The organism is Halorubrum sp. CGM5_25_10-8B (assembly GCF_005435095.1).
Taxonomy (GTDB): Archaea; Halobacteriota; Halobacteria; order Halobacteriales; family Haloferacaceae; genus Halorubrum; species Halorubrum ezzemoulense.
Genome location: NZ_SGTY01000003.1, coordinates 109,350 through 128,611, shown reverse-complemented (window position 1 = coordinate 128,611; position 19,262 = coordinate 109,350). Strand labels below are relative to the sequence as shown.

Sequence of the window (19,262 nt, the reverse complement as noted above, 5' to 3'; positions counted from 1 at the left end):
CGGAGACTCTAGCGAGGAAGCGGGATGCGAGCGCGGCGATCGGCCTCAGTCCTCGTCACCGGCTTCAACGGTCGGATCGGGAGCGAACCACGCGCCGTCGGTCGTGACGGTTCCGCCGTCAGACGCGATCGCGATCGCGCCGTCGGATCCGAGCGCGGTCGCCTGGGCGCTGAACACGCCGTTCGTGAGGTCGATATCGTCCGCGGCGGACACGTCGACGTCGCCGGGAGCCACGAGCGCCGTAGTGGTGACCGTAGCCCCGCGGGCGGCGATTCGGCCGCCCGAGTCGATATCGATGTCGCCGCCGGACAGACCGAGCCAGCCGGTGAACGAGGCGTCTATCCTCGCGCCAGCGATTGAGACATCCCCGTCCGCGTCAAGGTCGACCGACTCCGCCGACAGCAAGACCCCATCTCGAACCGTGATGCGGTCGGCCTCAGCAGAGAATTCCCCACGGATCTCTGCGTCGTCAAAAATGACGAGGTGGCCGTCAAACTCACCGCGATCCGCCAACTCCGCCGCAGAGAACGTCTCGTCGGCGGTCCCGTCCCCGTCACGGTCGACGTACGCGACGCCGTCGCTCTTGGGAGCAAGCACTTCGACGGTCGTCGTCGCCGTGTCGTTCTCGCTCGCGACCGCGAGTTCGACCGTTCCGACGTCCGTCGGGTCGGGACGCCACGTGATGGAGAGCTCTCGCCGCTCGCCGCCGGGGAGCGTGAGTGGCTCTGACTCGACGACAGCGCCGGCCACGGAAAAATCGATCCGCTGGGTCCCCTCCTCGTCGCCGACGTTCTCGACGGTCGCGTTCACGGTGACCGGCTCGGTACCGACGACGCGAGCCTCGGTATCGTCGATCCGGACCTCGAACTCGGCGGGTTCGATGGGATCGAGCGTGACGTTGACAGTCTTCGTCCGGTTGGCTTCGACGGTGACGGACCGTGTCACCGCGAGGAAACCGGGCGCGGTCACTGAGAGGTCGTACTCGCCCGGTGCGAGCCCGTCGATACGATATCCCCCACCGGATCCGGTCCGGGTCTCGGCGACGCGACCGGCGCCGTCGACGACGACCGTCGCGCCCGAGAGGGGAGTGGCCACCTGCCGAAGTCCGAGCGACGCACCCGAGGCGACCCGCATCGACCTCGCGCCGGGGCCGAGGACGGTCCCCTCGATCGCGCCGGTCTCGACGCTCGGTTCGGGCGCCGGCGTCAGCGTCGCCCGCTCGATCTCCCCGCCCGAACCGTCGTGGTAGAGCCGGACCTCGTTCGACGCGTTCGCGACGAGCGCGTCCGAAAACGTGCGGCGGTCGCCCGGACCGAACTCGCCCGGCGGGGGCGCGAACGGGTAGCGAGTCGCGTTGCCGTCCGTCCTGACGACGACCGTCAGCTCGTCGTTCGGGAGCGCGTCGCCTCCCAAGTGGTCGACCCGGAGGTCGCTCCCGTCCGCGCTCAAGTCCGCGGAGACGACAACCTCGTCGACGTTAGATCCTACGCCGCCGACGTAGGCAACCCCGATCGCGCTGGCGCTCACGACGAAGACGGCGAGCAGGAGGATGATTCCGACCGTCTCGGACTGAGCGCGGGCGGTTGCGGGGCGAGGCATAGAGAGAACAGTCAGGTCAACTATTTCCGGTGCGGTATTTTATTATGCGGTCGCAGATATCAACAGCGATAAGCGTAGAAACTGAGACTTACTGCTACCCAACTAGCCGTTGGTAGCCCACTGAGAGTTCATCGCTGTTCCGGCGTGCCTCGTATCAGACTGTGACGTTCTGTTGGAATCGATTCTTTTCAGATCGAGAGAGGTATCTGAGTCCCATTCAGTCAGTGTTCGCGAACCGAGTTTGGTGTCGACTTCCTGTTAAATAACGATTTGATCCCAGCCAATTTATTTCAAGATCAGCCGTTTTTACGCATAGTCTCAGCTACTCGGTTAGATCTTAATACCGCGTTCTTTACCGCGGTCGCAATTGATCGCTCGTGAACTTGAATTACCTTTTGATAAAATACGTCGGTCATGGAGAGATGGCCCGATATAATCCCGTCAGCTGAGGCCGTTCGGTTAGAGGGTCAGCAGGAATGTCTTACTGCTCCCATCACTAAATTGGAGAGTTAGTTCGACGTTTGCCTTGTTCATGTTCGCGTTCTGGTTACCGTCCCTGAACTGGCCGAGCCGGACGTCCGCGCTGTTTCCGCCCGTGATCTGGAGCGTAGGGCTCAGCGTCGCCGTAGTGCCGACATCAATTTGCCCGCTGACTAACGTGGTGTCAGTTCCAGCATTGACGAACGTGTCACCTTCGGTGTCTTCGACGTTATCGACATCGGTATTCCCTGTGTTGGTCTCAACCGACTCAACTGTGATGTCGGTTATTTCGATGCTTTGTGTGTCCGGACCGGACGATCCGATGGTGAACGTGACATCGTTGTTTCCACCCGCCGTGTCTTCTCCGGTTACAGTCGTGCGGTCGGCCATCGTTCCTTGACCGCTCTCGATGACTCGCACCAGGAGTCTATCGACATCGTCACCCGCTGCTGCGTACACGTGGAATTCATCACCGACGTCCGCGTTGTTCGGGGAGAAGACGAGGGTGTCAGAGCCGTCGTGTTCTGGAGATGATAGTGGGTTCAAACTCGGAGAGCCCCCGTTTTGTAGCGGTGCGAAAGAATAATCTATTGTGGCGTCGTTAATCAGGTCCCCGCTCTGTCGGTCAAATATCTGAACTTCGAGATCCGTATCGGTGTTCTCAGTGGCGTTCACCGGCGAGGATGGTATCCACCTGACATCGAACGTCTGATTTCCGGCTGTGCCGCCGCCCTCTGACACGTCGAAGGTGACCCGCTCGTAGGTCGGCCCGCCGGTCCCGTTGATCGTCGCGATGAGGGCCTCGGTCTCGTTAACTTCGAAGAACGCGCGCCCCCCGTCGCCGGTGGTGCGGTTCGCGCCGTCGAACGCGACCGTCGCGTCGGGCACCGGGTTGTTGTACCGGTCGCGCACCTCGACTGTGACCGTCTCTCCGACCGCGGCGCTCTCGGAGCTGACCGGCACGACGTACGCCGGCTCCGTCTTTCCGGTCGCGTCGAGCGACACCTCGGAGAGCGCCAGCCGATAAGGATCCGAACCGTTCGCCAGCGTGACGTTGATCGCCTCGCCGGTCGCGTTCCGCGTTGCGGTCGCGCCCGCCGGGAGCGCACCATTCCAGCGCTCCGCGAGGGCGGAGGCGTTCCCGACCGCGGTCGGGAGTTCGAGGGTGATCTGCCCGCCTCTCGGTTCGAGCGGAACCGTGGTGTCGCTCGCGGAGACGGCGCGCGGGTCGACGCTACGCGGAACGACGCCGGTTTCCGACACCGAGCCGCTCAGCGCGGTCAGCGAGATCCGCTCCTCGGAGACGGCCGTCTGGCCGGTCCGGAGCAGGACCGCGTCGTCGAACTCGGCGGCGACGACGGAGTGCTCGTAGACGAGTTCGGGGGCGCCGTCGAACTCGTTGTACTCCGCGTCGTAGCGGAGCGAGCGCGTCTCGAACGAGGGACTCGTGTTCCAGAAGTCGCGGGCGTTCTGGTGGGCGCCGTCTCCGACCGTCGCGTTCAAGACCCGTATCGGCCCCGTCGGCTCCGTTTCGAGCGACCCCGACACGGGCGGCGGGTTGATGAAGAACGTCCGGGCCGGGTACCGCGTGCCGAGGCGGACCTGCGTCGACCCGGTCGAGCCCGTCGAACCGGCGCGGAGGACGTCGTTGCGGAGGTCGCCGAAGTCGTCCTCGACCTGCTGGCTGTGTTCGAACTCGACGTTCGCGTTCTCCGTCGGGACGACTTGAATCTGGAAGATTCCGAGCGCAACGATCAAGAACCCGAACAGGATCACCGTCCCGACCACGACCGACTGGCCTCGACGGTCGCGACTGAATCGCATTGTGCGGTGTCGACGCCGAGCGGGTATAAAAGCCTCCGTCGACCTCTCAGTCACGATACTCGGACGACAACTGCGGAGACCGGGGATCATCCGCCCGTCCGTCGCTCGGTTCATCCGTTCGCCCGTCGTTCGGTTCATCCGTTCGCCCGTCGTTCGGTTCATCCGCCCGTCCGTCGCTCGGTCAGCCACGCCGACCCGACCGCCACGACGCCAGCGAACCCGCCGAGCAACACCGCCTGCGTCCAGTTGAAGCCAAGCAGCGTCCCGGCGACGAGTGTCACGAGGAGGAACGCGACGGTGAGCGCACCGAGCGTCGAACCGAAACCGGCGGAGGCGTCAGCGTCGGTCATAGTCGAACGTCGCGGCCTCGGGCGATAAAACGGCCCGATCCGGTGGAGTCGGTGGTCCAGCCTGAGGGGGACCGCGGCCGTTCGATCGCTGTTGTAAATCGCATAGCGCGATATCAAATTGTGTTTGCGGCGTGAGCCCCGCCCGCCGACCGGTCCGTTTTTGCGCGCGGCCGCTGTTGCGGCGCGTATGGCGAAACAGCCGCACCTGCTGGTCGAGGAGGGCGACGTCCACGAGATCGCGGTCATCCCGGGCGATCCGGGTCGCGTCGACCGGATCGCCGACCTGTGCGACGACAGCGAGGTCGTCGCGCAGAACCGCGAATACAAAGTCGTCAACGCGACCTACGACGGGGTCGACCTCACGATCTGCTCGACCGGGATCGGCTGCCCGTCGGCCGCCATCGCCGTGGAGGAGCTCTCGCGGGTCGGCGTGGAGACGTTCGTCCGGTGTGGCACCTGCGGCGCGCTCCAGCCGGAGATGGAGGTCGGCGACATGGTCGTCGCGACGGGCGCGGCCAAGGAGGAGGGGACGAGCAAGCGGTACGAGTCGGCGAACTACCCGGCGGTCCCGGACTACGACGTACTCACCGGCTTGGTCGATGCGGCCGAGGACAAGGACGAGGAGATCCACGTCGGCCCCATCGTCTCGGACGACGCGTTCTACAACGAGGACGACGAGTACGTCGAGGACTGGAACGACGCGAACCTGCTCGCGATCGAGATGGAGGCGGCGACCGTCTTCTCGCTCGCGCGGCGCAAGGGGCTCGCGGCGGGCGCCATCTGTACGGTGGACGGTAACCTCGTCGCGGGCACGCAGAAGGGGGCAGACTCCGACGACGAACTACCGGAGAAGGCGAAGGACAACGTCGAGCGCGCGATCCGGATCACGCTGAACGCGATCACCTCGCTGTAAGCGAAGGGAGCGGCCCCGCGGCCGGACTCACTCCTCCGCGCGGAACTCCACGAGCGTCAGGTCGCGGTCGAGCGCGCACGTCTCGTGCGGGGGATCGCCGAGCACCTGATCGATGACGCGCTCCTCGTCGAAGTCGGCGCCGTCGGGGACGCAGTAGCCGTGGCTCGGGCACTCGGTGTGCGGGCAGGGACCGGCGAGCGACGCCTTGCTCCCGGCGTACGCGCGCTTCGACGGGACGTTCGCCGGGACCGACGCGGGCTCGACCTCGACCGCGCGGACGCCCGCGTCGTGGACGGCGCAGTCGAGCGTCTGGGCGTTCTCGCGGATGTCTGTCACCCGGTACCGCTTCCCCTCGGTGAGGTTGAGACACTGGCCGCGGTAGGGACACCCTTCGCAGCCGGCCGATTCCCCTTCGTAGACGAACTCGTGGCCCACGTCCGCGAGCCGAGTCCCGATGAGCGTGACCGTGGTCATGCCGGGAGCGACGCGCCGCGCGGCCGTAAGCCTCCCGCCTTTGCCGGCGTCGCCGGAGCGTCGTGAACGAGCAACTCGCCTCGGCGACGCGCGGAGGGGAAGACACATGACCGCGCCTCGGCAACCACGAGCGGAGATGATCGCGGGAGTCGCGCGCGAACTGCGCGCCGAGGCCGAGCGGACGAACGAGCGGCGCGTCCTCGTGCTGGCGGGCGACCGCGACCGGGGAACCGACGCTGCCTACGACGCGATAGTGTCCCTCGGCGTCGACGACGAGGCGGTCTCGCTCGTCTCGACCCGGGAGGGGTTCCGGTTCGAGGAGCACCGCCCGCGGAGCGCCGACGAGCTGCTCGGACGCACCCGCGAGGCGGTCGTCCTCGACTGCCACGAGCGGTTCGTCCCCAACGCGCTCGGCCGCGCGGTCGGCGCGGTCGACGGCGGGGGGCTCCTGATCCTGCTGACGCCTCCGCTCGACAACTGGCCGGCGGTCCGGGACCGCTTCGACGACTCGCTCGCGGTCCCCCCGTACGGCGTCGGCGACGTGACCGGGCGGTTCCGCGAGCGCCTCGTCTCGACGCTCCGGACGCACCCCGGAATCGCGGTCGTCGCACTGGGGGACGACCCCGCGGGCGACGCCCTCGAACGAGACGGCCTGACCGCGGAGAAAGGCGACGAGCGCGGCGGTGGGGACGAACGCGGTGGCGAGGGCGAACCCGACGACGCGGACGACCGCGACGCGCCGAGCCCGCCGCCGGGTGCGGCGTTCCCCGCGGCCGCGTACGGCGCCTGTCTCACGGACGACCAGGCCCGCGCGGTGCGGGCCTTCGAGGCGCTCGCCGACCCCGGATCGGCGGTCGTCGTCGAGTCCAACCGCGGGCGCGGGAAGTCGAGCGCGGCCGGGATCGCGGCGGGCGCGCTCGCGCTCGGCGGCGCCGACGTGCTCGTCACCGCGCCCGCGTTCCGGAACGCCGCGGAGGTGTTCGCGCGTGCCCGAGAGCTGATCGAGAGCGAGACCGATTGGGAACGCGACGGGATCGACCGCGACGGCGATGCGGACGACCGCGACCTCCGGACGCCGGCGGGAGGTTGGGTACGCTTCCTGCCGCCGGCGGCCGCCGCGGCGGCGGCGGGCGAGGCGGACGCGGCGGTCGTCGACGAGGCGGCGGCGCTCCCGGTGCGGCTGCTGGAGGGGTTCCTCGACGCGCCCGCGGTCGCGTTCTGTACGACGGTCCACGGCTACGAGGGGGCGGGCCGCGGGTTCGCGGTCCGGTTCCGGGAGCGGCTGGTCGGCTCGCGGTTCGCGGTCCGAGACGTGCGGCTCGACGAGCCGATCCGGTACGCGCGGAACGACCCGGTGGAGGCGTGGGCGTCGCGGGCGCTCCTGTTGGACGCTCGCCCGGCGGTCGACGACGCGGTCGCGGACGCGTCGGTCGACGACGCGACGTATCGGGCGCTCGACCCGGAGGAACTGCGCGCGGACGAGACGCTGCTCGGCGAGGCGTTCGGGCTGCTCGTCACCGCACACTACCGGACGGAGCCGAACGACCTCGCGCGGCTGCTCGACGCGCCGAACCTCGTCGCGCGCGCGCTCGTCGCGGACGACCGGGTCGTCGCGGTCGCGCTCCTCGCGCGGGAGGGCGGCCTCGACCCCGAGACGCGGCGGCGGATGTACGAGGGCGAGCGCGTCCGCGGCAACATGGTGCCGGACGTGCTCACGAGCCAACTCCGCGACGAGGACGCCGCCGCCCCGCGCGGCCTGCGAACGGTCCGGATCGCGACCCACCACGCGCTCCGGGACGCCGGGTTCGGCTCGCGGCTGCTCGACGAGGTCCACGCGGAGTTCGGGGGGGAAGTGGCGGGCGACGGCGAAGCGACTCACGACGACGGAGAGCCGGTCGACTACTTCTCGGTCGGCTACGGCGCGACGCCGCGCCTGCTCCGCTTCTGGAAGCGCGCGGGATACCGGATCGGCCACCTCTCGACGAGCCGCAACGACGCCTCGGGGGAGCACTCCGCGATCATGCTGCGCCCGGAGACCGCGGCCGGGCGCGACCTGCTCGCCCGCCACGCGGTCGCCTTCCGGGACCGCGAGCGCGACGGGCTCTCCGACGCGCACCGCGACGTCGACCCGGACGTGATCCGCGGCGCGCTGGGTGCGTGTTCCGCCTCCGTCCCGGTCGATCTCACCGAGACCGAGTGGCGCTCCGTCGTCGGGGCGTCGGTCGGGCCGGGGATGTACGACAGCGCGCCCGGCGCGTTCCGCGACCTCGCGCTCGCGGCGCTGGTCGAGGGGACCGACCTCGACGACCGGGCGGAGCGCCTGCTCGTTCGGAAGGTCCTCCAAGGCCGGCCGTGGCAGGAAGTCGCCGACAACCTCGGCTTCGCCTCGACGAGCGCGTGTATGCGGGCGCTCGGCGACGCCTACACCCCCCTCGTGGAGCGGTACGGGACCGACTTCGCGCTCGCGGAACGGGAGCGGTTCACCGGCGAATGAGCGGATCGGCTACGGCCGCTTGCTAACAGGTGTGCGGTGGCGCGTGCCTCCGAACGCCCGTAGGGCGTGAGGAGCACGCGCGAGGGACACGGTTCGCGCTCGGAGAGCGCGAACCGCGAGGCTGGGGAGGCGTGAGGTGCCGTGCTGTGCGGTCGGGGCGGGACTCAAAGGGGCAGTCGCGAGGCGGACGCAGGCGACGCAAGCACCGCAGGAGCGAACGAAGTGAGCGACGAGGAGCGCAGCGAGCGTGTATCCGCCTCGCGACTGGGGCTTTGGAGAGGTTCGACGGCGATCCGCTGTTGACCATTTATAAAAGAACAACTCGGCACACAGAGACCGCCACCACAACGAGAACGACTACTTATAATCGGTTCTCGCGTCCGGGGTCGACATCGATCGCGTCGACCGGACAGACGTCGACGCAGAGCATACAGTCGATACACTGGTCCTCGTCCGCTGGGTTCGCCTTCCGCTCGGACTCGGGGTGGCCGGGTGTGTCCGTCCACTCGAACACGTCGACCGGGCAGTCCTCCAGACACGCGCCGTCCGCGAGACAGATGTCGAAGTCGACCGCGACGTGGGTGCCGCGGATCCCCTGTTTCTCCGGCGGCTCGACGGGCCCCCACACGGCGACGCCGTCCTCCTCGCCGACCCGCTCGCGGTTCGCTTCGAAGTTCGAGTCGATGGCCATCGTTGCCCTCGCTTCGCCGGTCGCGGGTTTAAATTCCCCGACGAACGGATTCGGTCGACCGAGCGCAGCGCCGCCGGGCGGCCGGACATCGCCGACCTCGGCCTACGGGTGCGCGTAGTACGCCAGCAGGTCCTCGGTTCCGTTCGGGCCGTCCTCCTCGTCGGTCGCCTCGGGGTCGAACCCGTCGATCCGGGCGAAGCCGACGCGCACGAACTGGACGACCGTGCCGGGGTCGACGTCGGCGAGCGCGGGTTCGGCGATCCCGCGCACGTCGCCGTCGACGGTCCGGAGGAGCGTGTCGAGGCCCTCCTCAGCGGGCGCCCAGTGGACCACGTCCACGTCCCCCTCGCGGACGACCTCGATGCCGTCGTCGACGAAGGCGAGCTCGTCGCCCTCGTACCGGACGCAGCCGTACCCCTTGAGCCAGACGCGCTCGCCCTCGCTCGGGAGGTCGGGGGACTCAACGAGGACCCGACCGGCGGGCACCTCGCGGTCACCACGGTCTTCGTGGTCGGGGTGGAGCGGCGGATGGCCGGCCGCGGGCGCGGGCGCGTCGCCGTCGACGACCGGGAGCGCCACGGCGGGCGCGTCGTCGCGGTCGCGGACGAAGAAGTAGCGGTCCGCCTCGTCGTCGACGAGGTCGCGGTTATGCGCGTAGACGGACGACATCGCGAGGTCGACGTCGGAGGTCGACATCCCCAGCTCCGTCATCGAGTCGACCAAGGCCTGCCCCCGGAGCCCGCGACGGCGCATCGACCGAATGGTCGGGGCGCGCGGGTCGTCCCAGCCCGTCAGTTCGCCGTCCGCGATGAGCCCCTTGATCGTCGAGGTGGAGAGCGTCACGTCGTACTCGTCGACCTGGACGTGGCCCCAGTGGAGCACCTCGGGGTACTCCCAGTCGAAGTAGTCGTAGACGAACCGCTGGCGCTTCGCGGAGTCCTGAAGGTCGATGCCGCGGATGATGTGGGTGACGCCAGTGAGGTGGTCGTCGACGCCGGACTGGAAGTCGAGCATGGGCCAGCAGCGGTAGTCGGCGGCCGCCTCGCGCGGGTGGGGCGTGTCGATCATCCGGAAGGCGACCCAGTCGCGCAGCGCGGGGTTCTTGTGCTCGATGTCGGTCTTCACGCGGAGGACCATCTCTCCCGAGCCGTACTCGCCGTCGACCATGGCCGCGAACTCCTCGCGGACCGTCTCGGCGTCCTTCTCGCGGTGCGGGCACGCCTCGCCCGCGTTCTTCAGCTCGGAGAAGTCGTCGCCGGAGCACGAGCAGGTGTACGCGCCGCCGGCGTCGATCAGGTCGCGGGCGTGCTCGTAGTACGTCTCCAGCCGGTCGGAGGCGTAGAGCACGCGGTCGGGCTCGAAGCCGAGGTACTCGATGTCGTCCAGGATGGCGTCGTACGCGTCTAAGTCGGGGCGTTTCGTCTCCGGGTCGGTGTCGTCGAACCGGCAGATGAACTCGCCGTCGTAGCGCTCCTTGTACGTCCCGATGACGGCGGGCATCCGCGCGTGGCCGACGTGCCACGGGCCGTTGGGGTTCGGCGCGGCGCGCATCACGACCTCGCCGTCCTCGGCGTTCGGGAGATCGGGGAGGACGCGGTCGTCGTCCTCGTCGTCGGCCTCCAGCTCCGCGAGCTTATCGGGGGCGAGTTCGCCGAGCCGCTCCCGGCGGGCCGCCTCGTCCATCTCGCCGACCTCCTCGACGACCGGCGCGAGGACGCCCGGGATCTCGTCGCCGTGCGGGCGGAACTCGGGGTTCTCGCCCATGATCGGCCCCATGATCGCGCCCACGTCCGGGTCGCTGCCGTGTTTGAGCGCGTTGAAAAGCGCCGCGGCCTCGCCGGCCGCCGCGACGCGCTCGCGGAGTTCGTCGTCCATGCCGCTCGCTTGTCGGGGTCGGGTCAAAAACGCCGCGAAACGGCGGGGAGGGGCGAGTCCCGGAGCGGAGCGGGCGACGCGGGGCGAGGGCGGCGTCGCCGCGGCGCCCGTCGCACCGGAACGGCGGGTAGGGGCACTCGACACGAGCCGCCGAACGGGCTTAAACGACCCAGACCGTTCACGGCGGAGAGAGCTCAGAGACGGCGTGAACGGTCGAGAGTCTTTTGCCCGTGCGGGACCGAACGCACCGATCGACCGTCGCCGTGGGCACGTCCGACGGACGGTCCGGGACGACGATCGTTCCGCGGTCGCTCCGGCGGCACCGGACTCGGACGAACGGGTTCGGTTCGTCGCCTTGATGTTCGCCGGGGACGTGGTGGGCGCATGAGCGTCGCGACGGGAGTCGTCGGAACACAGATGAGGGGATCGCGGTGGTAGGACCCATCTCCGAGTCCGAACGGGACGCGGGGAACCGGAAGATCAGGATCGCGTTGCTCGCGATTGTCACGGCCTCGCCGCCGCTCCTCGCCCTCCAGTTGGACCCGTCGCCTCTCCAGTTGCTCGCCGCGCTCGGCGGCGGCTTCCTCGTCGGGCTGGTCGTCGTGTGGTACCTCGGTCGGCTCGCCGCGGAGTTCAGCGGGAGCGGGCGACGGCCCCGGCGGCGTCGCTGAATCGATAGACCGCGCCGCTAAATCAGCAGACTGCGCCGCTGAAGTGGTCGATAGTGGTCGTACTCCGACCGACGACCGCCGTTAATCGGCTCCCGTCTCTGCGCCTCGAACCGGCTCGACGAGGTCGCCCGCCTTTTCGCCCGCGACGGCGCGCGAACTCGACAGCGGGGAGATGCTCACTTCGCCCTCCACGGCCGCGCGGCGGTCCGACCCGGGATCGTCCGCCACGTCGCCGCGCAGGAACTCCCGCCAGAAGCGGTCCCGCAGTTCCATCCCCATCTCGCCGCGGCGCTCGCCGAACTCCCAGCCCTCGGGGACGTTCTCGTCGTCGGGTCCCTCCTCGCCCGGGCGGAACTCGATCACGTCGAAGCCGCGGGCGGGCTCGGTCAGCCGGTAGGTGGGGTCCTCCGCGGCCTCGTCGTCCGCCGCCGGGACGTTGACGTTCAACACGTCGGCGCCGAACGGGAGTTCGAGGGCGCCGTCGCCGGCGTCGCGTTCGGCGCGGTCGATCAGGTCGGCGACGACCTCGCCGGCGACCGCGAAGTCGCCGTTGTCGAGCGTCGGCGGCACGGGGAGGTTCCCGCGGTCGTACAGCGACACGGCGATCGCGGGCGTGCCGAGGAACGAGGCCTCCATCGCGGCGCCGACGGTGCCGGACTGCCCGAGGATGTGCGCGCCGATGTTCGGGCCGTGGTTGCAGCCGGAGACGACCACGTCGGGGTCGAGCCCGAGCGCCACGTCCGCGACCGCGACGCAGTCCGCGGGAGTCCCCTCGACCGCGTAGCCGCGGTCCGTCTCGGTGTAGTCGACCGTCGTGTCCCACCACGAGCGCGCGCCGCCGACGCCGGACTGGTTCGTCGCGGGCGCGACGACCGTCACGTCGTGGTCGCGCGAGAGCGCGTCCGCGAGCGCCCGAAGCCCGACGGCGTCGATCCCGTCGTCGTTGGTGAGCAGGATCTCGGTTGGCATACGACGGTGTGCGGGGGGACGGGAGAAAACGTCGCCGGTCCACGGCGAGGGGCGCGGAGACCGAAGGACGGACCGAGAGGTGAGAGCGGAGAGCGAAGACGGCGTCGCGAGCGCCGACCGGGTGGTACTCCGAGTGGTCAGTCAGAGGGCGTCGGAACCGCCGGGAGCGGGGAGGGCGGACCGTCGGCTCAGTCGGCCGCGACGCGGCGCGACGAGGTCGCCAGGTCGAGCACTTCGTCGAAGAAGCCGAGCGAGTCGTGCGGCCCGGGGTTCGCCTCGGGGTGGTACTGGCGGGTGATCACGTCGAGATCCTCGCTGTCGAGTCCCTCGACGGTGTCGTCGTTGACGTTCACCTGCGTCACCTCCAGCGGGCCGGTGTCGTCGACCGTGTAGCCGTGGTTCTGGGTGGTCATCACGACCTTGTCGGTGCGGAGGTCCTTCACCGGCTGGTTGACGCCGCGGTGGCCGAACGCCATCTTCTCGGTCGAGCCGCCGAGCGCGCTCGTGATCACCTGCTGTCCGAGGCAGATGCCGGCCATCGGCAGGTCGCCGGCGAACTCGTCGACGACCGCCTGGGCCGCGACGAAGTTCTCCGGGTCGCCCGGGCCGTTCGAGACGAAGAGCACGTCGGGCCCGACGGCGGCCACGTCCTCGGGGGTCGCGTCGTACGGGAGCACGTGGACGTCCGCGCCGCGGTCGGTGAGCGAGGAGATGATCGATCCCTTGGCGCCGCAGTCGAGGAGGGCCACGTCGGCGTCGCCGCCCCCCTCGTGGACGGTCGGCTCCGCGACGGACACCTGCGCGCCGATATCGACGTGGTCGCTCATCGGCTTACACGCCTCCATCGCTTCGACGGCGTCCTCGGCGGTCGCGTCCGGGCCGGCGGCGATCCCGCAGGCCATCGCGCCCTCCTCGCGGACGGTGGTGACGATTTCGCGGGTGTCGACGTGGTCGACGGCCGGAACGCCTTCCGCGGCGAGCCAGTCGGCGACGTCGTCGGTCATCTCGCGGGCGACCGCCGCGTTCGGCCGGACCGATTCGGACTCGAACCGCTCGGTTCGGACGCCGTAGTTCCCGATGAGGGGGTACGAGAAGGTGAGGATCTGTTCGGCGTAGGAGGGGTCGGTGAGCGACTCCTCGTAGCCGGTGTACGCGGTCGTGAACACTAGTTCGCCGCGGGTCCGCCCCGGCGCACGGGCGCGCGCTTCGAGCACGCGACCGTCGGCCAGCGCGATGTAGGCGTCCGACATTACGAGAAACGTACGCGTAAAGGATAATAAATGCGTCGTTCGAAGGTTAGTTACGATATTCGTAACGGGTAAGTCGGCGGACCGAGACGGATCGGTATGGACGACCTCGACAGACGGATCCTCTCGATCCTGCGACGGGACGCGCGGACCCCGTACACGGAGATCGCGGACCGGGTGGGGACCTCCGAGGGGACCGTGCGCAACCGCGTCGACCGGATGACGGACGAGGGCGTGATCGAGCGGTTCACGGTCACGACCCGCACCGGCAACGTGAAGGCCATGATCGAGATCTCGGTGGAGATGAACGTCAACACGGACGCGGTCGGCCAGCGGATGGTGGAGTGGGAGGAGGTCGACTTCGTCTGGCAGGTGTCCGGCGAGGAGGACGTCGTCCTCGTCGTCGACGCGGTCGACACGCGCGCGGTCAACGAACTGATCACGCAGGCCCGCGAGATGGACGAGGTCAAGTCGACGAAGACGCGGCTCATCCTCGACGAGCGGTTGGGATAGGCGGGGACGCAGCGACGATTTGGAGAGAAGAGGAGTCGTTGACCGCGGGGTCGACGACGGAGCCTTACGCCAGTTCGTCGATCTTGTCGACGACGGCGTCCGCGAACTCGCTGGTGGCGAGCTTCTCGCCGCCCTCGATCTGCCGGTGGAGGTCGTAGGTGACCTTGCCCGAGGCGATGGTCTCCTCGACGGCGTCGCGCACGAGGTCCGCGGCGTCGGACCAGCCGAGGTAGTCGAGCATCTCGCGGCCCGAGAGGATCATCGCGGTGGGGTTCACCTTGTCCTCGCCGGCGTACTTGGGCGCGGAGCCGTGGACGGGCTCGGCGAGACAGCGGCCGTGACCGCGGTTGATGCCGGGCGCGATGCCGAGGCCGCCGATCTGCGCGCCGGCGGCGTCGGACATGTAGTCGCCGTTGAGGTTCATCGTCGCGATGACGGAGTACTCGTCGGTGCGGGTCAGCAGTTGCTGGAGCATGTTGTCCGCGATGCGGTCTTTCACGACGAGGGTGCCCTCCGGCTGCTCGCCGTCGTGCTCCTCCCAGAGCTGGTCTTCGGTGATCACGTCGTCGCCGTACTCCTCCTCGGCGACCTCGTAGCCCCAGTCGCGGAAGGCGCCCTCGGTGAACTTCATGATGTTCCCCTTGTGGACGAGGGTGACCGAGTCGCGGTCGTTCGCGAGCGCGTAGTCGACGGCCTCGCGGATGAGGCGCTTCGAGCCGAACTCGGAGATGGGCTTGACGCCGATGCCGACCGGACCGTCGTGGATGACGTCCGCGATGCCCATGTCGTCCTCGAGGAAGTCGCGTACCTGCTCCGCGCCCTCGGTGCCGGCCTCCCACTCGACGCCGGCGTAGACGTCCTCGGTGTTCTCGCGGAACGTGACCATGTCCATCTCCCCGGGGCTCTTGACGGGGGACGGGACGCCCTCGAGGTGGTAGGTGGGACGGACGTTCGCGAACAGGTCGAGCGTCTTGCGGAGGGCGACGTTCAGCGAGCGGAAGCCGGCGCCGACGGGGGTCGTCAGCGGGCCCTTGATCGCGACGCGGTGGTCGCGGATGGCCGAGACGGTGTCCTCGGGGAGGTTCTCGTCGTACTTCTCGCGGGCGCTGGCACCGGCGTAGACGCGCATCCACGAGATGGATCGGCCGGTCGCTTCCGCGGCGGCGTCGAGCACCTGCTGTGCGGCCGGCCCGACGTCGGTGCCGATTCCGTCGCCGTGGATGATCGGGATGATGGGGTTCGACGGCACGTTCAGCTCGCCGGTCTCCTCGTCGGCGAGCGTGATCGCTTCGCCGTCGTCAGGGACATCGACTTTATCGTAACTCATGAACGTTCGACGATTTCCGTGGCCCCCTAAAGTGGTTGCCGTTTTCGGCGTGAGCGTCGCGCTCGCAGCCTTTGCCGGTTCTCGCCGCGGGCGCTCTCGCAGTCTCTCCCGTTCTCACCGCGGGCGGCCCCGACGCCTCCCCGCGGTGTCCCGCGGTCAGATCGGCTCGACCTCGACGTCGAACAGCGACCGCCAGCGGTAGCGGCGCCCGCCCCAGACGAACGTCCGGCGGGCGAACGCGTACGCCATCAGCGGGGGCGCGATCAACACGCCCGGCGCGGCGAGCAGGAACGTCGCGCGCCGGATCCCGAACCGGGCGTACGCCGCCCCGGCGAGGGCCGTGACGAGCGTCACCCCGGCGACCGGCGCGAACAGGCAGAGCGCCGCCATCGAGACGCCGAAGGCGGCGTTGAACGCGGTCGCCCCGGGGGCGTGGTACCGGGTGATCGTCAGGAAGCGGACGAACCGCTCCAGCGAGTCCCGGGCCGACCCGCCCGCCCGGACGTACCGCGTCCGGTCGACCGACGCCACGTCGAGGTGGTCGGTGAGCGTCCCGTCGTCGCTGACCGTCCGCAGGAGGTCCCGGCGGAACGCCGCCTCCCCGTCGCGGAGGTCCTCGCGCTCGAATATTACCGCGCCGCCCCACGCGACGCCGGCCGCGAACACCGCGAGCGTCCCACCGATCACGTACGCGGGTTCGAACAGGCGAGCCAGCGGGTCGAGCCCGACGAACACCGGGACCTCCGTGGTGGGCCCCTGCCGGTCGTAGTCGGCATCGAGCGTCGCCAGCCAGTCGGGCGGATGGCGGAAGTCGTCGTCCGTCCAGGCGATCCGGTCGTTCGCGGCCGCCGCCATCCCGGCGGCGATCGCGTTGGCCTTGCCGGAACACCCCTCCGGTTCGCCGGCGATGACGATCCGGACGCGGGGCGGCAGGTCTCCCTGCCGGTCGGCGACCGGGTCGTCCGGGGAGTCGCAGATCACGAGGAGTTCGTCGGCGTCCGCGTCGTCGTCGGCCGCGCCGCTCGCCTCACCGCCGAGCGCCTCGGACCCGCGGAGCTGGGCCGCCACCTCGTCGCAGGCGTCGGTCCAGCGGACGGTCGGGAGCAGGACGGACACCGGCGTCGAGTTTCCCGGCGACGCGGTCGGTTCCGGAGCTGTCACGACAGGGGTATCGGGCGGTCCGAAAGTAAACGTCCGCGATCGAGTCTCGCGCCCCGTTCACGGCGCCGAGCACGAGCGCGTCCCGAGTTCGTCGACCCGCGTCTCCCCGTCCCTCACGTCGACGTCGACGGCCGACACCGTGACCGATCGGATCGCGCCGTCTCCACCCTCGGCGAAGCCCCCCGCCCGGTCGCAGAGGTGCGCGAGCAGCGGGTCGACGCGGGCCGAGTCAGGGTTGTTCGCGAGCGCCGTGAGGAGCTTCCGCCAGCGCGCGGTCGGGTACGCGCGGGCGTCGGAGGGCGGTCGGTCGCGCGCGACGCGGTCGCCATACAGCGCGTCGATCCGGTCGCCGTCGGCGGTCGCGGCGGTCGCCGACACGCGCGCGTCGGTCGAGGGCGGGTTCGGCGCGAACATGGTCCAGCCGCCCTCCGTCGGGTCGGACACCGACGCGACCGCGTCGGGCGTCTCGACGGCCCCGAGCGCCATTCCGTTCCACGCGACGACCGCGACGAGGAGGACCGCGGCGAGGACCGGGATCGCGGCCGCGACTCCCTCGCGGAGGACCCGGAGCGACCGCGGACCGGCCGGTCGTCCCGCGGAGCCGGTCCGACGCTCCGCGAGGCGGCGGAGCCGGCCGGCGGCGGGGGCGACCGCGCGCTCGACGCGGTCCCAGACGAACGGCGGGAAGAAGGGCAGCAGCGAGGCCGCGGAGATCGCGGGGAACACGCCGATCTGTAGCGCGGCGGCCATCGAGAGGTGCGCGGCGACGAACGTCCCCGCGAGCGCGGCCCGGACCCGGCCGGCGGCCGCGACCAGCAGCGGGGAGGCGACGAGCAGCGCGAGCCAGCCGTAGGTGGCCGCCGAGAGCAGCGCCGGCCACTCCGGGACGAGCCCGCCGAGCGGGCCGTGGAGGTAGGTGAGCCGGAACACGCGCGCGACCGCCTCGCCGCCGGGCCACATCGACCCTCGGAGCTTCTCGACCGCGTTGGCGACGTACACGACGACCGCGAGCGTCAGGAGGAGCGCCGATGCGGGGCCCGCGACGCGGTCGCGGCCGTCGCCGCTGGGCGGGGCCGCGGCATCGGGGGCGCGGCGGCGGACCGCGTCGACCGACCAGCGAGCGCTGAGCGGGCACAGGAGTCCGGCGCCGAGCAGCTGGAGGAGGAGGGTGTCCCCGGCGTTGAGGACGAAGGGGTTCCGCGCCTGAAGCGACGCGAGCAGGAGCAGGGAGGCGACGACCGCGACGCGGGTCCGGTGGCCGACCGCGAGCGCGACGGCGGCGAGCGCGGCGGCGAGGAACAGCAGCGCGACGGCCCACGCCTCGCCGGAGACGGCGTGGAGCGAGAAGCGGGCGCCGAGTGGATACGCGTCGGTGAGCGTCGCCCGCGGGAGGACACCGGCGTCCGTGTAGAAGGCGACGAGGTTCCGCGACCGGAGCGCGAGGTCGACGAGGAGGACGGCGCCGAGCGCGATCCGGAACGCGGCGAGCGCGCGGGGGTCAATCCCGAGTCGCCGGCGGAGCGCGGCGCGGAGCCGGGACGCGGCGCGGCGTGGGGCGGCGCCGCCGGCGGAATCGGCCGTCGTCACGATGGCTCCGACTCGCCCAGCGGCGGGAATAGGTCTTGCGGCGGCGGAGCGGGAGGCCGGTCGACCCCAGCGGTCGCCGCCGGCTTCCGGACGCTTATGTGGCCGCCGCGGGAGCCTCCGGTATGCGAGTCATCGTTCACGGCGGCGCCGGCGGCGCCCCGGACGACCCGGAGCCCAGGCAGGCGGTCCTCGACGAGGCGGCCGCGCGCGGCGCCGACGCCGCGACGCCGCTCGACGCGGTGGAGTCGGCGGTCGCCGTCCTCGAATCGGACCCCCGGTTCAACGCGGGCGTCGGCGGCGCGGTCCAGTCCGACGGCGTCGTCCGCACCGACGCGGGCGTGATGACCTCGGACCGCGAGATCGGCGCGGCCTGCTCGATGCCGGGCGTCGAACACGCGGCGAGCGTCGCCCGGATCGTCCGTGACGAGACGCCGCACGTCTTCGTCTCGGGTGAACACGCCGTCAAGCTCGCGGCGGAGTTCGGCGTCGAGACGGGCGCCGCCCTGCTCACCGACGAGACGCGGGAGCGATACGAGGCGGAGGACCCGCCGCGGGGCGGCCCGCGGGAGCACCTCGACTGGCTCGCGTCGCGGTTCGGGTCGGGCGACGATCGGGCCGGCGAGCGGCCGGACGACGGCGACGGGACGGGGGTCGAGGCGTCGGGCCGCGCCTCCGATCACGACACCGTCGGCGCGGTCGCGACCGACGGGGAGCGCGTCGCGGCGGTCACCTCGACCGGCGGGCGGTCGTTCGCGCTCGCGGGGCGCGTCGGCGACGTGCCGCAGGTCGGCTCCGGCTTCTTTTGTACCGAGGCCGGCGGGGCGAGCGCGACGGGCGCCGGCGAAGACATCGCGCGGGTGACGCTCTCGCGACGAGCGGTCGGCCACCTCGATGACGGCCTCGGGGCGCAGGAGGCGGCGGACCGGGCGATCGCGGAGTTCGAGGGGCTGACCGGGTCGGGGGCGGGCGTCATCGTCCTCGACCCGACCGCGGCGGGCGCAGACGCGGCGGGGAGCGCGTTCAACACCGAGGGGATGCAGACGAGCGTCGCACACGAATAGCCGCCGGCGAGTCCGGCGCGGCAAGG

Annotated in this window: 16 protein-coding genes; 5 read left to right on the top strand and 11 right to left on the bottom strand. The window is 70.4% G+C overall.

Translation table 11 applies throughout. The features are described 5' to 3' along the window. Positions 1-45 precede the first annotated feature (45 nt). The 3 genes from EXE51_RS03775 to EXE51_RS03765 form a co-directional block, all read right to left on the bottom strand. Positions 46-1,599 carry a carboxypeptidase regulatory-like domain-containing protein gene (locus tag EXE51_RS03775; RefSeq protein WP_137692049.1) on the bottom strand — a complete coding sequence of 518 codons (1,554 nt, stop codon included), beginning with the start codon at positions 1,597-1,599 and terminating at the stop codon, positions 46-48. Positions 1,600-2,058: 459 nt separating this feature from the next. Next, complete coding sequence (locus EXE51_RS03770; RefSeq protein ID WP_137692048.1) at positions 2,059-3,903, bottom strand: hypothetical protein; 1,845 nt, start codon at positions 3,901-3,903, stop codon at positions 2,059-2,061. A gap of 158 nt (positions 3,904-4,061) precedes the next feature. Beyond that, the gene (locus EXE51_RS03765) at positions 4,062-4,253 is read right to left on the bottom strand and encodes a hypothetical protein (RefSeq protein WP_049930306.1); all 192 of its coding nucleotides are present in this window, start codon (positions 4,251-4,253) and stop codon (positions 4,062-4,064) included. A gap of 187 nt (positions 4,254-4,440) precedes the next feature. Here EXE51_RS03765 and EXE51_RS03760 point away from each other — a divergent pair, with 187 nt between their 5' ends. After that, positions 4,441-5,166, top strand: a complete 726-nt coding sequence (locus EXE51_RS03760; protein ID WP_137692047.1) for a nucleoside phosphorylase — start codon at positions 4,441-4,443, stop codon at positions 5,164-5,166. Positions 5,167-5,193: 27 nt separating this feature from the next. Here EXE51_RS03760 and EXE51_RS03755 read toward each other — a convergent pair whose 3' ends face one another. Further along, a complete protein-coding gene (locus EXE51_RS03755; RefSeq protein WP_137692046.1) occupies positions 5,194-5,640 on the bottom strand; it encodes a UPF0179 family protein in 447 nt (148 codons plus the stop codon). 136 nt (positions 5,641-5,776) lie between these two features. On the opposite strand from EXE51_RS03755, the gene tmcA reads away from it, so the two are divergent. Continuing rightward, on the top strand, positions 5,777-8,134 hold the full coding sequence (tmcA, locus tag EXE51_RS03750) for a tRNA(Met) cytidine acetyltransferase TmcA (protein ID WP_137692082.1): 2,358 nt from the start codon (positions 5,777-5,779) through the stop codon (positions 8,132-8,134). 361 nt (positions 8,135-8,495) lie between these two features. On the opposite strand, the gene EXE51_RS03745 is transcribed toward tmcA, so the two are convergent. Continuing rightward, entirely contained in the window at positions 8,496-8,825 is a 330-nt protein-coding gene (locus EXE51_RS03745) for a ferredoxin family protein (RefSeq protein WP_086216421.1), read from the bottom strand. Positions 8,826-8,927: 102 nt separating this feature from the next. After that, entirely contained in the window at positions 8,928-10,700 is a 1,773-nt protein-coding gene (locus EXE51_RS03740; RefSeq protein WP_137692045.1) for a glutamate--tRNA ligase, read from the bottom strand. A 431-nt stretch (positions 10,701-11,131) separates the two neighbouring features. Here EXE51_RS03740 and EXE51_RS03735 point away from each other — a divergent pair, with 431 nt between their 5' ends. Continuing rightward, a complete protein-coding gene (locus tag EXE51_RS03735) occupies positions 11,132-11,371 on the top strand; it encodes a hypothetical protein (protein ID WP_080508553.1) in 240 nt (79 codons plus the stop codon). Positions 11,372-11,452: 81 nt separating this feature from the next. Here EXE51_RS03735 and surE read toward each other — a convergent pair whose 3' ends face one another. Both surE and carA read right to left on the bottom strand, forming a co-directional pair. Continuing rightward, positions 11,453-12,340 carry a 5'/3'-nucleotidase SurE gene (gene surE, locus EXE51_RS03730; protein ID WP_137692044.1) on the bottom strand — a complete coding sequence of 296 codons (888 nt, stop codon included), beginning with the start codon at positions 12,338-12,340 and terminating at the stop codon, positions 11,453-11,455. Positions 12,341-12,528: 188 nt separating this feature from the next. Beyond that, positions 12,529-13,590 carry a glutamine-hydrolyzing carbamoyl-phosphate synthase small subunit gene (gene carA / locus EXE51_RS03725; protein WP_086216423.1) on the bottom strand — a complete coding sequence of 354 codons (1,062 nt, stop codon included), beginning with the start codon at positions 13,588-13,590 and terminating at the stop codon, positions 12,529-12,531. A 96-nt stretch (positions 13,591-13,686) separates the two neighbouring features. Between carA and EXE51_RS03720 the strand changes: the two genes are divergently transcribed. Next, positions 13,687-14,100 carry an Lrp/AsnC family transcriptional regulator gene (locus EXE51_RS03720; protein WP_006114390.1) on the top strand — a complete coding sequence of 138 codons (414 nt, stop codon included), beginning with the start codon at positions 13,687-13,689 and terminating at the stop codon, positions 14,098-14,100. 64 nt (positions 14,101-14,164) lie between these two features. Here EXE51_RS03720 and icd read toward each other — a convergent pair whose 3' ends face one another. The 3 genes from icd to EXE51_RS03705 all read right to left on the bottom strand — a co-directional run bounded on the left by icd (position 14,165) and on the right by EXE51_RS03705 (position 18,175). Continuing rightward, entirely contained in the window at positions 14,165-15,427 is a 1,263-nt protein-coding gene (gene icd / locus EXE51_RS03715) for an isocitrate dehydrogenase (NADP(+)) (RefSeq protein ID WP_086216424.1), read from the bottom strand. A gap of 156 nt (positions 15,428-15,583) precedes the next feature. Continuing rightward, positions 15,584-16,588: a glycosyltransferase gene (locus EXE51_RS03710; RefSeq protein WP_137692043.1), complete on the bottom strand. Its 1,005-nt coding sequence runs from the start codon at positions 16,586-16,588 to the stop codon at positions 15,584-15,586. Positions 16,589-16,645: 57 nt separating this feature from the next. Further along, positions 16,646-18,175: an HTTM domain-containing protein gene (locus EXE51_RS03705; RefSeq protein WP_137692042.1), complete on the bottom strand. Its 1,530-nt coding sequence runs from the start codon at positions 18,173-18,175 to the stop codon at positions 16,646-16,648. 122 nt (positions 18,176-18,297) lie between these two features. On the opposite strand from EXE51_RS03705, the gene EXE51_RS03700 reads away from it, so the two are divergent. After that, positions 18,298-19,236, top strand: a complete 939-nt coding sequence (locus EXE51_RS03700) for an isoaspartyl peptidase/L-asparaginase (RefSeq protein WP_137692041.1) — start codon at positions 18,298-18,300, stop codon at positions 19,234-19,236. Positions 19,237-19,262: the final 26 nt, after the last annotated feature.

What these genes read in the sequence shown, in the direction of transcription:
- EXE51_RS03745 (WP_086216421.1), bottom strand. Translation starts at nt 8,825, where the DNA reads ATGGCCATCGACTCGAACTTCGAAGCGAACCGCGAGCGGGTCGGCGAG.
- tmcA (WP_137692082.1), top strand. Translation starts at nt 5,777, where the DNA reads ATGATCGCGGGAGTCGCGCGCGAACTGCGCGCCGAGGCCGAGCGGACG.
- icd (WP_086216424.1), bottom strand. Translation starts at nt 15,427, where the DNA reads ATGAGTTACGATAAAGTCGATGTCCCTGACGACGGCGAAGCGATCACG.
- EXE51_RS03775 (WP_137692049.1), bottom strand. Translation starts at nt 1,599, where the DNA reads ATGCCTCGCCCCGCAACCGCCCGCGCTCAGTCCGAGACGGTCGGAATC.
- EXE51_RS03765 (WP_049930306.1), bottom strand. Translation starts at nt 4,253, where the DNA reads ATGACCGACGCTGACGCCTCCGCCGGTTTCGGTTCGACGCTCGGTGCG.
- EXE51_RS03770 (WP_137692048.1), bottom strand. Translation starts at nt 3,903, where the DNA reads ATGCGATTCAGTCGCGACCGTCGAGGCCAGTCGGTCGTGGTCGGGACG.
- EXE51_RS03720 (WP_006114390.1), top strand. Translation starts at nt 13,687, where the DNA reads ATGGACGACCTCGACAGACGGATCCTCTCGATCCTGCGACGGGACGCG.
- EXE51_RS03700 (WP_137692041.1), top strand. Translation starts at nt 18,298, where the DNA reads ATGCGAGTCATCGTTCACGGCGGCGCCGGCGGCGCCCCGGACGACCCG.
- surE (WP_137692044.1), bottom strand. Translation starts at nt 12,340, where the DNA reads ATGCCAACCGAGATCCTGCTCACCAACGACGACGGGATCGACGCCGTC.
- carA (WP_086216423.1), bottom strand. Translation starts at nt 13,590, where the DNA reads ATGTCGGACGCCTACATCGCGCTGGCCGACGGTCGCGTGCTCGAAGCG.
- EXE51_RS03740 (WP_137692045.1), bottom strand. Translation starts at nt 10,700, where the DNA reads ATGGACGACGAACTCCGCGAGCGCGTCGCGGCGGCCGGCGAGGCCGCG.
- EXE51_RS03755 (WP_137692046.1), bottom strand. Translation starts at nt 5,640, where the DNA reads ATGACCACGGTCACGCTCATCGGGACTCGGCTCGCGGACGTGGGCCAC.
- EXE51_RS03760 (WP_137692047.1), top strand. Translation starts at nt 4,441, where the DNA reads ATGGCGAAACAGCCGCACCTGCTGGTCGAGGAGGGCGACGTCCACGAG.